A 13,947-nucleotide genomic window follows, 5' to 3' on the forward strand; every position below is an offset into this window, starting at 1 on the left:
CTGATCCGATCAAACGCGGCGCTGCGGTGCCGCGTTATTTCCCTCCCCGTTTTGCCTCTGCCAGCACCTGCTGGGCCGCCGTTAACAGACCGTCCACCGTTTGATCATGCCGTGGCCGTAAAATCAGGATGCCGGTAGTTAGGCTCAGACTGACGCTGCCGAACGCGCCGAAGTCAAAAGGCGCAGCCAATGGCGGGGTAATGCGCGCCAGCAGCTCGTTTTCCGCGCCGTACGGCAGGTCATGCAGCAGAATCAGAAACTGTCCACCAAGATAGTGACAAAGATGATCGCTCGGGCGGATCAGCGTCTTCAGGCGTTCGCCGAGCGTGCGCAGCACGTCATCACCGATTTGCACGCCGTGACTCTGATACAGCGCCGACAAAGGGCCGAATTCGAGAATGAACATATGCGATAGGGAATGCGCGATTGGCGAAGGCTGACATACCTCGGCCAGTATCGCTTCGACACCGGTGCGATTGAGCAGGCCGGTCAGCGGATCCCGATGCGCCGCCCGTTGCTGCTCGGCAGCCAGCTTCACGCTCTGCGCCAGCTGGCGGTGATGACGGCGGATAAGCCCGTGTGCCAACCATAACCACAACGGCAGAATATCCGCCAGCAGATAAAGGTTCTGCACGCCGGAAAACGGCGTCGCCAGCAGGTAGGGCGTGGTCAGCAGGGTGATTTCCAGCATGGCCAAGCGTGGCGCGGCGGCGTGGTACTGTATCAGCCAGAAGGCCAGCCCGCACAGCAGTAAACCGGCGCCAGACATCAATACATAGCGACCGGAAAGTACCGCCAGCACCGCCAGCGTTGACAGCAACACTGCGCCGACGACATACAGCCACAACGCATTGACGGACACGGGTAATGCCTGGCGCATCTGGCTCTGGAACCGGCAGTCATCGGCGTGTAACGGGCTGTGCAGCAACCAGCGCAGCAGTAACGGGCGTTTAGCCGCGTTGGCGGTGGGTAACGTTCTCATAAAGCCTCTTTATATCCCTATTAATATGGCCGAAACGGCGCGCTCAACTGCGGCCATGGCTGGGATTCTATGTGCTTTTTTGGCGATTTGTCATAACGCTGGAGGCGACGGTGGGTTTTTCAGAATGTTTAACCTGAGGAAACATATACTTTCACTGGGAAACTAATTGTAATTCTATTTATAAAACAAATGATTACGCTGTAATTTTTGTTGCCATGGCTATCGCTGTGATTGATAAGTATTATCGTTTGCTTTATTGTTAGCGCCTATTGCCGCGCAGATGCTGCGCACTTTTCCGCTGCAATCACCGGGTTGACCGGTGGTAATCATTTCGTCGTAACAGGTAGCCAAAAATAATGAGCGTAACCACCGATCCTTTGCCAGACGCAAAGGGGCAATCCGGCGTCCAGGTGATGGGGCACTATCAGCATATTCTGCGCCATCGCCTGATAATCATGGGGATTCTGGCGCTGGCGATCGCCGGTTCACTGCTGCTGGACTTTACCATGGGGCCGTCCGGCCTTTCGCTGTCTTCCCTCTGGCAAACGCTAATCGACCCTGCGGCGGCCGATGCCGGCACGCGGGTCATCGTCTGGGATATTCGTCTGCCGTACGCGCTGATGGCGGTGGTGGTTGGCATGGCGTTGGGGCTGGCCGGTGCAGAAATGCAGACCATCCTTAATAATCCGCTGGCCAGCCCGTTTACCCTGGGGGTTTCTTCGGCGGCGGCGTTCGGCGCCGCGCTGGCTATCGTGCTGGGCATTGGGCTGCCGGGGGTTCCTGCCCAGTGGTTTATTTCCGCCAATGCCTTCGTCTTTGCGTTGCTGGCTGCGTTGATGCTGGACGGCATCACCCGCTGGACGCGGGTCGCCACCTCCGGCGTGGTGCTGTTTGGCATTGCGCTGGTGTTCACCTTCAATGCGCTGGTGTCGATGATGCAGTTTATCGCCAGTGAAGACACGCTGCAGGGATTGGTGTTCTGGACCATGGGCAGCCTGTCGCGCGCCTCATGGGATAAGCTCGGTATACTGTTTGCGGCGTTTGCCGTGCTGCTGCCGCTGTCGATGATGAGCTCCTGGAAACTGACCGCGCTGCGTCTGGGTGAAGATCGCGCCGTCAGCTTTGGCATCGACGTACGCCGCCTGCGGCTGGCGACCCTGCTACGCATCAGTATTCTTTCGGCACTGGCGGTGGCATTCGTTGGGCCGATCGGCTTTATCGGGCTGGTTGCGCCGCATATCGCGCGCATGATGTTTGGCGAAGATCACCGTTTCTACCTGCCGGCCAGTGCGCTGATTGGTGCGCTGGTGCTGTCGATGGCCTCGGTGGCATCGAAAAACCTGGTGCCGGGCATCATTATTCCGGTCGGTATTGTCACCTCGCTGGTTGGCGTGCCGTTTTTCCTGAGTATTATTCTACGCCACCGGGGGAACGTCTGATGAACCAGGGCCTACGTATCGCCGGCTTTTCTGCCGGTTACCCAAAACGCCCGGTGATCGTCGATCTATCGGTACCAATGCTGCCGCGTGGCAAGATTACCGTGCTGTTGGGGCCGAACGGCAGCGGCAAGTCGACGCTGCTGCGCTCGCTGGCTGGCCTTAACCCGGCGCAGGGCCAGCTGTGGCTGGACAACAATGACCTGATGCAAATGCCGTTCGCCCGCCGCGCCGAACAGGTGGTATATCTGCCGCAGTCGCTGCCGGCCGGCGTGCATTTGCACGTGCTGGAATCGATTATCGTCGCGCAGCGCGCCTCCGGCGGCCGGAGCAATGCCGGCAGCGAAGCGGAGGTGATGGCGCTGCTGGAACAGCTCGGTATCGCCCATCTGGCGCTGAGCTATCTGGATCAGCTGTCCGGCGGCCAGAAGCAACTGGTTGGCCTGGCGCAGTCGCTGATCCGTCAACCGTCCTTGTTGTTGCTGGACGAACCGCTCAGCGCGCTCGATCTGAACTATCAGTTTCACGTGATGGACTTGGTACGCCGTGAAACCCGCAAACGCAATATCGTGACGGTGGTGGTGGTGCATGACATCAATATTGCCTTACGCCACGGTGACCACGTTCTGATGCTGCAAAACGGCAATATGATCGCCGACGGGCTGCCGGAGCAGGTGATCACGCCGCAAAGCCTGGCACAGGTCTATGGCGTGCGCGGTCGCATCGAGCGCTGCTCGCAGGGCACGCCGCAGGTATTGATTGACGGGTTGGTGACCGAGCCGGTGGTGTAACGGCTGGTGGAGTAAGCGTCAGAATAAAAAGGCCCGTTTAGGGCCTTTTGTCCGTTAGAAGCTGTAGGTCATGCCTACCGTGTAGCGGCGGCCGTCCAGCGTGGTGTTGTAGTCGTCGTAATTGACGTTTTTATCCAGAATGTTGTACACCCCACCGGTGACCAGCAGGTTTTTGTTCGCCTTATAGCTCAGGCCCATGTCAACGAAAGTGTATGACGGCGTGCTCTGCGCGATCGAGGTGCGGCTCAGGTATTCAGAGGTTTTACTGCGGAAGTTGACGCGCGACCACAGGCTGACGTCGTGGGTTGCCTGCCAGTCCAGCGTCGAGTTGATCATGTGCTTGGGCATCTGGTTCAACGGCTTGCCTTCGAACTGACCGCTCTTTTGCTCGGACGAGGTATAGGTGTAGTTGGTGTTCCACTGCCAATCCTTGCTGATCTGCCAGCCGAAGGTGGCTTCCACGCCGCGCATGTTGGCTTTATCGACGTTGACGCGGTCGCTGATAAAGTCATAGTGGGTGGTACCAATCATGCAGTCTGGCGTATCTTCGCAGCGCCTTACTTCGGTAATTTTATCTTTAAAGTCGGTATTGAATACCGTGACGCCGGCGTTGATGCCCTTGAGGTTATCCCACATCAGGCCGATCTCTTCGCTCAGGCTTTTTTCCGGCTGCAAATCCGGGTTGCCGACGATAATGCCGGAGCGCACGCCGCCGCCGGTGGCCTGGCCCCAGTTGGGCGAGGACTGACGCAGGTCAGGTGAGCGGTAGCCGGCAGATACGCCGCCTTTCAGTGTCCACTGCTCGGCCAGGTGCCATACGCCATACATGCGCGGCGTCCAATGGCTGCCGTAGTTTTGATCCTGATCCATCCGTAGGCCGGTAGTCAGACTGAAGTCGTTGGTCAGCGCCCATTCATCTTCGGCAAATAATGCCCAGCTCCAGCGCGTCAGCTGGTTCACATCCTGCGCCGCTACCAACTGGTTGCCGCCGTCAGCCAGCTTTTCATAACGATATTGGCCGCCCAGATTGAGCATATGATCGCCCAACTCGAACTGGTTCTGGGTATTGAAGATGGTGTTGTACATCTTCATGTTACGGCCGGGGTTGTTGGTTTCTTCGCGTTGAACGTAGCTGTTGGTATGGCCAAAATCATAGTAGCCGTTATGCGTCAGCGCATAGTTGGTGCGGGTATACAGGCTTTCGCTCACCTGGCTTGGGGTGCATTTGCCTTTGCTGCAACGTTCGGCGGCCACCGACTTGCCGGGCGTGCTGTTACGATCCTGCAATGAACGACCAATTTCAAAGTCGAATTCGTTTTTATCATCTGGCGTCAGGCTGAACACCGCCGTACCGCTGCGCATGCGCTGCTCGTTGTAGCCGTTGACAATTTCGTCTTCGGCGCGGTGCGACAGCAGGCCGTTGACGCGCAGACCGAGCAGGCCGTCGATCAGCGGGCCGGAGGCGTAGGCGTTGGTCTGGAACAGATCGCCGGAATCGCGGCGCTCCTGGAAGGTGGCGTCGGCGTGCAGCGAACCTTTCCAGCCCTGGGTGGTGCTGGTTTTGCGCGTAATGACGTTGATCACGCCGCCCATGGCATCGGAGCCGTACAGTGATGACATCGGACCGCGTACCACTTCGATTCGTTCGATGGCCTCCAGCGGCGGCAGCCAACCTTGTTCGATACCGGCGTTGTCGCTGTTCGGCCGGGTGCCGCGAGTATCGACGCGCTTGCCGTCCACCAGAATCAGCGTGTATTTGGATGACATGCCGCGAATGCTGATATCGCTGCTGCTGCCACCGCCGCTAACCACCACGCCCGGCACGTCTTTCAGCGCATCGGTAACGTCGCGATAGGCTTTTTCTTCCAGCTGCTGGCGGGGGATCACCGAGATCGACGCCGGCGAGTCCTGAATTTTCTGTTGGAACCCGGAGGCGGTAACCACCATGGTGTCCTGTTGATCGTCCTGGCTGGCTGCAAAGGCAGCGTGGCTGGCAAATGACGCAAGGATTAATGCGGCGAGCTTATTATAGTTTGGCATTTCCATGAATGAACGATTCCTGGCCAGAGAAACAGGCAGCTCTGCCTGTTAACCTACTGAGTTAAAAATGAAAACCCTTGCATCTCTGTGGATGAAAAGGCCCGAGGGGTGGTGCGTAAGGGTATTGTAAGGAAATAAAAACGAATGTAAATGCAAATGATAATTCGTATCATTTGTATATTTGATCAGGGGTTGGTCAGGAATAATTCAACGAGGGGGAAACGGCACGCTGCAGCGTGCCGGGGGATTCAGCGCTTTTGGATGTAGGTGATGGCCAGCGCCAGCGCCAATACCAACCCTTTGATGATATCCATTGCGTAGTAGGGGACCGACAGCATCACCAGGCCGTTTTGCAGTACGCCAAGAATGATTGCGCCAATCAGCGTGCCGAAGGCGTTGGGTTTGCCAGACCCAGCCAGCGAAAAGCCGATATAGGCTGCCGCCACTGCATCCATCAAATAACCGCCGCCGGCGTTGACCTGCGAAGAGCCGATACGTGACGCCAGAAGAATGCCGCCAAGCGCCGCCAGTAGCGACGAAAGCACGTATGCGATAACCCTGTAACGCAGGGTGCGAATGCCGGAGAGCCGTGCCGCTTGCGCATTGCCACCGATCGCATACATGCGGCGTCCGTGCTTGGTCAGCGACAGGAACAGCTGCACCACCAGCGTTACCGCCAACATGATCAGCACGATCACCGGCACCTGGCCCAGGGCGGAAAAGATCTGTGGAATGACGCCTTCGGCCATCTCACCGCTGGGCAATAGCATATTCTGGGTGATCGAGCCGCCATAGCTGTAGGTCATCGCCACGCCCTGAATGACGAACAGACTGGCGAGGGTGGCCAGCATATCCGGGATCTTGAGCACCACGATCAGAAACGCGTTGAACAAACCGACCAGGGTGCATAGCAACAGCGTCAGGACAATCGCCCCAGTGGTGCCAAAGCCGTACCAGACAAACAGCGAGATCACTAGCGCATTAGCCAGCGATGCGGTCGATCCGACGGAAAGATCAAACCCGCCAACCGACAGCGAAATGGAAACGCCGATGGCGATCACCGTGACGATGGCGATCGAACGCAGAATATTGATGATGTTGTTGGGATCGAGAAAATTGTCCGACGCCAGGCCGAACAGAGCGACCAGAGCAACGACGGTGAGCAGCATCCCCCATTTATATAAAAACTCGAACAGCCGATGACGCCAGGGTTGGGCGTTGGGCAGGGAAAGGTCTTTACTCACGCTGGGGTTCCTCCGGTGGAATACAGTAACAAGGTTTCTTCATCAATATCGGCAGCGTTGAGTTCAGCCACGATGCGGCCATCCCATAACACGCAAATGCGATCGCACAGGCCAACCAGTTCGGAGAATTCACCCGAGGCATAAATGATGCCTTTGCCGTCACGCGCCAACTGGTCTATCAACGCAAACAAATCCTGCTTGGCCTTGATGTCCACGCCCTTGGTCGGTTCATCGAAAATCAGCAGATCGGCATCGCCGCGCAGCCATTTGCCTATCGCCACCTTTTGCTGGTTGCCGCCGGACAGTCGCGCCAGTCTCTGCTGCGGCCCGGCGGCGCGTATGCCCAGACGGCGGATCACCTGCTGCGCCCAGTCCAGCGCCTGCCGCTGGCTGAAAACGCCCCAGCGGCAGAAACCGTCGTCGGCAGCGACGCTCAGGTTCATGGCAATGGTTTCGTCAATAAACACCCCCTGTTGGCGGCGTTCTTCCGGCACCAGCGCCATACCTAGCACGACGGAACGATGCGGCGAATCAGGCTTCCAGCGTTTGCCATGCAGTTCGCCATGTTTGATGCGTGCCGGCGTGGCGCCAAACAGCGCCTTGCACAATTCGGTTTTGCCTGCACCGGCCAGGCCGGCGATGCCGAGAATTTCACCCTGTTGCAGCGTCAGGGAAATGTCGCGCAATTTATGGCGATCGCTCAGGCCGCGCACCGACAGCAACGGCCGTGGCTGTGGCGTAGGGCGACGCGGTGGAAAGATGTCGTCCAGGCGATGGCCGAGCATTTTTTCGACGATCTGTTCGCCGCTCAACCCGCGCATGGCGTCCTCACTGACCTGTTGGCCGTCGCGCAACACCGTCAAGCGGTCGCATACTTCGCTCAGTTCATGAATGCGGTGTGAGATAAACACGATGCCGATGCCTTCAGACTGTAAACGGCGCACCACCGTGAACAGGCGTTGGCTTTCGGCGCGGTCCAGCGGGGCGGTCGGTTCATCCAGCACCAGAAAACGGCAGCGGTGCGATAGGGCGCGCGCCAGCAGTACCTGCTGCTTTTCCGCCAGCGTGCAGTCTGCCAGCCGCCGCCGCAGATTGATGGTCAACGCCAGTTGATCGAGCAGGGCCTGCGCCTGTGTGTACAGCTGACGCCAGTTCAACAGCTGACCGGGCTGGTTGAGCCAGTCGAGCATGATGTTTTCCGCGACCGACAGCGTCGGGATCAGGGCGACGTCGACCTCCTGCTGTACCACGTGAATACCCAGCTGCCGCGCGTGCAGCGGGGAATGAATGTCGACCGCATGGCCGTCGATTAAGATATTGCCGTGATAATGGCTATGGGCGCCGGACAGGATCGCCATCAGCGTCGACTTGCCGGCACCGTTGGCACCGACCAACGCATGGATGGATCCTCCCGTCAGGGTAAAATTCACATTTTGCAAGGCGTTGAAGCCGGCAAAGGCGATCGAGATATTGCGCATCTCCAGGCGGGAGGGCGTAGCGGTTGGCATCATGTGCATGAAGACGTTTAGGTGTTTAGATGGCTAAAGTGGTTCTTTTTTAACATAGATTGCCGTTTTGGCAACGAACGAAATGGCATAAGAGAGATGAAAATGGTTGTTGCATTACCGATCCCCCGTCCGGGTGGCGCGACGGGCGGGGGAAATGGCCGGCGATCAGAAGGTGGTGGGCGTATGTGCGCTGACGATACGGCAGACGCGGGTTGAGGTATTGCTGAAACTGTGAGGAATGCCGGTATTGATCGCGTAGCTCTGGCCGGCGCTGAGAGCATAGCTCTGGCCGTTGATGGTCAGCACGATCTCGCCCTCCAGCAAGGTGCCGACTTCTTCGCCCTGGTGCTTTATTTTTTCGCCGGTGGTGGTGCCTGGCGGGTAGGTTTCCAGCATCATCGCCAGCGTACGCGTCGGGCTGCCATTATGCACCAGTTTCATCGATACCCCCTGACTGCCGATTTCTATCAGATCGTCGGCGTCGATCACCACTTTCGGTTGATCCAGCCGCTCCGGTTCGGCAAAGAATTCCGACAGCGATAAGCCATACACTTTCAACAGTTTTTGCAGGGTGCTGATGGCAGGGCTGACCTTGTCCTGCTCGATGGTACTGATGGCACTGTGGGTCAATCCGGACAGTTCGGCGACCCGGCGCTGTGACAAACCCAATTGCTGACGGATTTGCGACAGGCGCTTACCTGGCGCCAAGCTGACTTCGCTCATAGTGGTACTTCCTTCTAAAAGAGATGGCTGGCAGAAAGGTTGCCGCCATAGGGCAGCAAGACGATGACGGTGGAAAATATATTGCCCATGATGATACCTGACTCACCGAAATAAATTCCGTATGTCGAAACAATCTATCGCCTTTTCGGTCAATATTTTATCAATTTAGCAGTGGGTGGCGAATAATCAATCACCATTGTAACATTTGCAAACCAATTCTGTTAAGGCTATGTTTCATATTATGGATGTTATTTTGAGCGCCGGCCGGTGGCGCTGTCTAAAGAGAGTTGATTCGCTATGTTAAACGTTCGGTAAGCGGCGCCACGGCGTCTTTCCAGGGCATAATGGCAGGTGAAGTATGCAAACCCATATCGCAGCAGTTGAAAATTTTGCACAGCATAATGAAGAAAGGCGAAGTAGCGCGTTCCAACGTGAGGTTGCTCACTATTTGGAACGCCACCCTGCAACGCAGTATATCGACATTCTCCTCACCGATCTCAATGGTTCCTTCCGCGGTAAACGTATTCCCGTCTCCGGGCTGAATAAACTGGAAAAAGGCTGTTATTTCCCCGCATCGGTATTTGCCATGGATATTTTGGGCAACGTGGTGGAAGAAACCGGTCTGGGCCAGGAGCTGGGTGAGCCGGACCGGGTGTGTATGCCGGTAGCGGGCACCTTGACGCCGTCGGCAGCGGATGCGGAAAATATCGGCCAGCTGTTGCTGACCATGCTGGATGAAGATGGCACTCCCTTTGACGTTGAACCCCGCAATGTGCTGAACCGAGTGTGGCAGATGTTGCGCCAGCGCGGCATGTTCCCGGTGGTAGCGGTAGAGTTGGAGTTCTATCTGATTGACCGACAGCGCGATGCCGAAGGGTATCTGCAACCGCCGTGCGCGCCCGGCACTCAGGAACGCAACGTGCAGAGCCAGGTGTATTCGCTGGACAATCTGAACCATTTTTCCGCGGTGCTGAACGACATCGACAGCCTGGCTCAGATGCAGGGGCTGCCAGCGGACGGCGCGGTGGCCGAAGCCTCGCCAGGCCAGTTTGAAGTGAATCTCAACCATACCGATAACGTGCTGCAGGCCTGTGATCACGCGCTGGCGCTGAAAAGGCTGGTGCGCCAGGTGGCGGAAAACCACGATTTGCACGCCACGTTTATGGCCAAACCCTATGAGGAATATACCGGCAGCGGTATGCATATCCATATCAGCATGGTGGACGGCAACGGGGTCAATCTGTTTGCCGACGCGGACGGCGGCGACTCCGCGCTGCTGCGCCGCGCTCTGGCCGGGATGATTACGCTGATGCCCGCGTCAATGGCGCTGCTGGCACCCAATGTCAATGCCTTCCGCCGCTTCCAGCCAGGGATGTACGTGCCGACGCAGGCGTCATGGGGGCACAACAACCGTACCGTGGCGTTGCGTATTCCCTGTGGTGAACCACAACATCACCGGGTCGAATATCGGGTTGCCGGTGCCGATGCCAACCCTTATCTGGTGATGGCAACCGTGCTGAGCGGCATTCTATACGGCCTTGATCACACATTAGCGCTGCCCGAGCCGGTGACCGGTAACGGGTTGGAACAGCAAGGGCTGCCTTTCCCTATCCGCCAGAGCGACGCGTTGTATGAATTTGCCGAGCAGCCGGCGATGCAGCAGTATCTTGGCCAGCGCTTTTGCCATGTTTATCATGCCTGCAAGTCGAACGAGCTGATGCAGTTCGAGCGTATGGTGACCGAAACCGAGATCGACTGGATGTTGAAAAATGCCTGAAAAGAGGTATAAAGTAAGGCTAGTTAAATAACTTTTCGTGATATGACTTGCGGAATTATTAAGCCGTAAGGCGGTTTTCCAGTCGATCGCGAAAAGAATTTGTGTCAGAAGGCTTCTGGATCTTGTCATCCAGAGGCTTTCTGATGCAAAATATCCCCAATGCAGATAGCCGACGTTTTAAAGCGTCGGTTATTTTTTTGCATTTTTGTTTTGTAAACCGAGCGTTTCATACACCAAGCGAGGCCGGACTTCGAGCCGGATAGATAAACAGGTTTGTTCACGATCAACCAAAACTTTATGGTCGTGACTCATGAGGATAAGAAAGATGGGGCAATTTTTCACTTTAGCACCGGTGCCCGCCGGTTTCCGCTGCACTCGCAGCGATTATGGAGCAGCAGCCAAGGCCACCTTGACGCGTTATCCAGCTTCCAATACCCCTCTTTTAGAATTCAGTCGCACGTTGCGAAGTTTCCCCGCAACCTTGAGTCTTGGCGTGTCTATTATCCGCAAGTCTGAAGGTCAGGGGGGGCTGCGCAATGTCCGATAACATCATCAGCGCTGCCGCAGCGGCACCGCGCCCTCAATTGCGTAAAACCCTGACGTTGCTCCCGGTGGTAATGATGGGTCTGGCTTACCTGCAGCCAATGACCATTTTCGATACCTTCGGCATCGTTTCCGGCCTGACCGATGGTCACGTCGCGACCGCCTATGCCTTTGCGCTGCTGGCGGTACTGTTTACCGCGCTTAGCTACGGCAAACTGGTGAAGAAATTCCCATCTGCCGGCTCGGCTTATACCTATGCGCAAAAGGCCATTGGCCCGCACGTTGGCTTTATGGTCGGCTGGTCGTCGTTGCTCGACTATCTGTTCATGCCGATGATCAACATCCTGTTGGCCAAGATTTACCTGGAAGCCATCTTCCCGGGCGTGCCGTCGTGGATTTTCGTCGCGGCGCTGGTGGCGTTGATGACGCTATTCAACCTGCGTGGCATCAAGCTGGTCGCTAACCTGAACTCCATCATCGTGGTGGTGCAGGTCGCCATCATGATCGTGTTCCTTGGCCTGGTGATCAACGGCGTTTATCACGGCGAAGGCGCAGGTCACCTGGTCAGCAGCCGCCCGTTCTGGTCTGAGGATGCCCACGTGGTGCCGATGATCACCGGTGCGACCATCCTGTGCTTCTCGTTCCTTGGCTTTGACGGAATCAGTTCGCTGTCGGAAGAAACCAAAGACGCAGAGAAAGTGATCCCGAAAGCGATTTTCCTGACGGCGCTGATCGGCGGCATTATCTTTATCGTGGTGTCTTACTTCGTGCAGCTGTACTTCCCGGACATCTCGCGCTTCAAGGATCCTGATGCGTCACAGCCTGAAATCATGCTGTACGTGGCTGGCAAGTTCTTCCAGTCGGTCATTCTGGTGTTCTCCTGCGTGACGGTATTGGCATCCGGCATGGCGGCGCACGCTGGCGTTTCCCGTCTGATGTACGTGATGGGCCGCGATGGGGTATTCCCGCAGCGTTTCTTCGGCTATGTACACCCGCAATGGCGTACTCCGGCGCTGAACGTGCTGCTGGTGGGGGCGATTGCCCTGTCTGCGGTATCGTTTGATCTGGTTACCGCCACCGCGTTGATCAACTTCGGTGCGCTGGTGGCTTTCACCTTCGTTAACCTGTCGGTGATTTCCCAGTTCTATATTCGCGATAAAATGAACCGTAGCGTTAAAGACACGGTTAATTATCTGATTCTGCCGATCATGGGCGCGTTGACGGTGGGCGCGCTGTGGTTGAATCTGGAAAGCAGCTCGATGACGCTGGGCCTGGTATGGGCGGCAATCGGCCTGATCTACCTGGCGTTTGTTACCCGCAGCTTCCGTTTGCCGGTACCGCAAGCCAGCGAAGACCTGGCCTAAGCGCATAAAAAAGGGTTCCGCCAGCGGAACCCTGAGCAAGTCAGAATAGTGATAACCCGAAAGGCCGCCGTTGCGGCCTTTTTCTTTGCCTCAACCAACCAGTTGCTTGCCGTAATCGAACAGCGATTTCAGCAACGCCAGCTTGGCGCTGTCCGCTTCATGCAGGTTGTATAACGCTTCCAGTTGCAGCACATAACTTTGCACTTTTTCGGCGCTGAGCGCTGTCTGGCGATGTTGCAGCCAGCGACGTTGCTCGCCGTCATCCAGCGTATTGGGGTAATTGCGCGCGCGGAAACGGAACAGCAACTCCTGCATACGGTCATCGTTGAAGGTCAAATCCAGCGCCGGCAGATTTTGCGGTTTGGTCTGCTGAATGATTTTCATCGCCGCTTTGTCGGCGTCGCTGAAGAAGCCGTCATACAGCCTGGCATCGACGTTGTCACTGGCAGCAAAAGGTTCGGCGTCAGCATACAGTGCCACCACCTTTTCACGCACCTGCGGATGCTGGCGCAGGATCTGCAGATTGTTCAGACAGGCCTGGCGATCGATGCCCAGCCGGTCGGCATTCTCCGGCAGCAGCGTTTTTGCCGGCGCCAGCACCGGGCATTTGTTGATATGCACCAGTTTGATCGGCACCGGCGGCCGATCGGCGCTGAGCCGATCGCGGCGGGTATACAGTCGTTCACGCAGTTGGTCGGCATCCAGCTCCAGCAGCGGCGTCATGTCGCCGGCCAGGTCGCACACGATCAGCGCATTTTTATTGTCCGGGTGCCAGGCCAGCGGCGCGACCCAACTGGTGTTGCTGCGTGCGGCACCAAACATGCCGGAGACGTGCACCAGCGGCGTCATTTCGGCAATGTCGACCAGCGCGTTCAGCTTGTGTTTGTTGCGGTGTTGCAGCAGGTAATCAAACAGCCGTGGCTGGGCCTGACGTACCAGCTTGGCCATGGCAATGGTGGCATGCACGTCGGACATCGCGTCGTGCGCCTGTTCATGCGCGACGCCGTTGGCGCGCGTCAGGTGCTCAAGCCGGAAACTGGGGAAGCCGTCGTCGTTTTCTGGCCAGACGATGCCCTCAGGGCGCAGGGCGTAGCAGGCACGCATCACATCGAGCAAGTCCCAGCGGGAATTGCCGTTCTGCCAGCTGTAGGCATAAGGGTCGTAAAAACTGCGATAGAAGATGTTGCGGCTGACTTCGTCATCGAAGCGAATGTTGTTGTAGCCGACGATGCAGGTGCCGGGGACGCTGAAGGCCTGGTGTATCTGGCGGGCGAACTCCGCTTCGCACACGCCTTTTGCCAGCGCCTCCTGCGGGGTTATACCGGTAATCATCACCGCTTCGGGGTCGGGCAAGTAGTCATCGGCCGGGGCGCAGTAGATCACCAGCGGCTCTTCGATAATATTAAAGTCCATGTCGGTTCGCACGCCGGCGAACTGCGCCGGGCGATCCATCGATGGACTTTTGCCGAAGGTTTCATAGTCGTGGAAGTAGAATGTGGCCGGTGCCTTGCTGCTCAAAATCGCATCTCTTCAGTCGCG

General features: G+C 57.1%; 10 protein-coding genes. 4 read left to right on the forward strand and 6 right to left on the reverse strand.

Features of this window, described 5'->3' with window-relative positions; translation table 11 throughout:
• Positions 1-34: 34 nt before the first annotated feature.
• A complete protein-coding gene (locus tag AC2AXP_RS15255) occupies positions 35-982 on the reverse strand; it encodes a GGDEF domain-containing protein (RefSeq protein WP_004960805.1) in 948 nt (315 codons plus the stop codon).
• 356 nt (positions 983-1,338) lie between these two features.
• On the opposite strand from AC2AXP_RS15255, the gene AC2AXP_RS15260 reads away from it, so the two are divergent.
• Entirely contained in the window at positions 1,339-2,421 is a 1,083-nt protein-coding gene (locus tag AC2AXP_RS15260; RefSeq protein WP_004960809.1) for a FecCD family ABC transporter permease, read from the forward strand.
• On the forward strand, positions 2,421-3,209 hold the full coding sequence (locus AC2AXP_RS15265) for an ABC transporter ATP-binding protein (protein WP_004960811.1): 789 nt from the start codon (positions 2,421-2,423) through the stop codon (positions 3,207-3,209). The genes AC2AXP_RS15260 and AC2AXP_RS15265 overlap by 1 nt, the downstream gene beginning before the upstream one ends.
• Before the next feature lie 54 nt (positions 3,210-3,263).
• Here AC2AXP_RS15265 and AC2AXP_RS15270 read toward each other — a convergent pair whose 3' ends face one another.
• The 4 genes from AC2AXP_RS15270 to puuR form a co-directional block, all read right to left on the reverse strand.
• Positions 3,264-5,255 carry a ligand-gated channel protein gene (locus AC2AXP_RS15270; RefSeq protein ID WP_198773987.1) on the reverse strand — a complete coding sequence of 664 codons (1,992 nt, stop codon included), beginning with the start codon at positions 5,253-5,255 and terminating at the stop codon, positions 3,264-3,266.
• Between the two features lie 242 nt (positions 5,256-5,497).
• The gene (locus AC2AXP_RS15275) at positions 5,498-6,493 is read right to left on the reverse strand and encodes an ABC transporter permease (protein WP_198773988.1); all 996 of its coding nucleotides are present in this window, start codon (positions 6,491-6,493) and stop codon (positions 5,498-5,500) included.
• Positions 6,490-8,001, reverse strand: a complete 1,512-nt coding sequence (locus AC2AXP_RS15280) for a sugar ABC transporter ATP-binding protein (protein ID WP_039992644.1) — start codon at positions 7,999-8,001, stop codon at positions 6,490-6,492. Before AC2AXP_RS15280 ends, AC2AXP_RS15275 begins: the two co-directional genes overlap by 4 nt.
• 165 nt (positions 8,002-8,166) lie before the next feature.
• Entirely contained in the window at positions 8,167-8,724 is a 558-nt protein-coding gene (gene puuR, locus AC2AXP_RS15285; RefSeq protein WP_004960821.1) for an HTH-type transcriptional regulator PuuR, read from the reverse strand.
• A 358-nt stretch (positions 8,725-9,082) separates the two neighbouring features.
• On the opposite strand from puuR, the gene AC2AXP_RS15290 reads away from it, so the two are divergent.
• Both AC2AXP_RS15290 and AC2AXP_RS15295 read left to right on the forward strand, forming a co-directional pair.
• Positions 9,083-10,501: a glutamine synthetase family protein gene (locus tag AC2AXP_RS15290; RefSeq protein ID WP_004960823.1), complete on the forward strand. Its 1,419-nt coding sequence runs from the start codon at positions 9,083-9,085 to the stop codon at positions 10,499-10,501.
• Between the two features lie 536 nt (positions 10,502-11,037).
• Positions 11,038-12,408 carry an APC family permease gene (locus AC2AXP_RS15295; RefSeq protein ID WP_004960827.1) on the forward strand — a complete coding sequence of 457 codons (1,371 nt, stop codon included), beginning with the start codon at positions 11,038-11,040 and terminating at the stop codon, positions 12,406-12,408.
• A 90-nt stretch (positions 12,409-12,498) separates the two neighbouring features.
• Here the strand turns inward: AC2AXP_RS15295 and sbcB are convergent, their stop codons facing one another.
• Entirely contained in the window at positions 12,499-13,926 is a 1,428-nt protein-coding gene (sbcB, locus tag AC2AXP_RS15300) for an exodeoxyribonuclease I (RefSeq protein WP_484381788.1), read from the reverse strand.
• Between the last annotated feature and the right edge of the window lie 21 nt (positions 13,927-13,947).

The sequence above is a fragment of the Serratia sp. Sp408 genome, from assembly GCF_057180665.1.

Excerpts from the sequence above, each read along its gene's own strand:
- AC2AXP_RS15255 (WP_004960805.1), bottom strand. The coding sequence starts at position 982 with ATGAGAACGTTACCCACCGCCAACGCGGCTAAACGCCCGTTACTGCTG.
- AC2AXP_RS15260 (WP_004960809.1), top strand. The coding sequence starts at position 1,339 with ATGAGCGTAACCACCGATCCTTTGCCAGACGCAAAGGGGCAATCCGGC.
- AC2AXP_RS15265 (WP_004960811.1), top strand. The coding sequence starts at position 2,421 with ATGAACCAGGGCCTACGTATCGCCGGCTTTTCTGCCGGTTACCCAAAA.
- AC2AXP_RS15270 (WP_198773987.1), bottom strand. The coding sequence starts at position 5,255 with ATGGAAATGCCAAACTATAATAAGCTCGCCGCATTAATCCTTGCGTCA.
- AC2AXP_RS15280 (WP_039992644.1), bottom strand. The coding sequence starts at position 8,001 with ATGCCAACCGCTACGCCCTCCCGCCTGGAGATGCGCAATATCTCGATC.
- puuR (WP_004960821.1), bottom strand. The coding sequence starts at position 8,724 with ATGAGCGAAGTCAGCTTGGCGCCAGGTAAGCGCCTGTCGCAAATCCGT.
- AC2AXP_RS15290 (WP_004960823.1), top strand. The coding sequence starts at position 9,083 with ATGCAAACCCATATCGCAGCAGTTGAAAATTTTGCACAGCATAATGAA.
- AC2AXP_RS15295 (WP_004960827.1), top strand. The coding sequence starts at position 11,038 with ATGTCCGATAACATCATCAGCGCTGCCGCAGCGGCACCGCGCCCTCAA.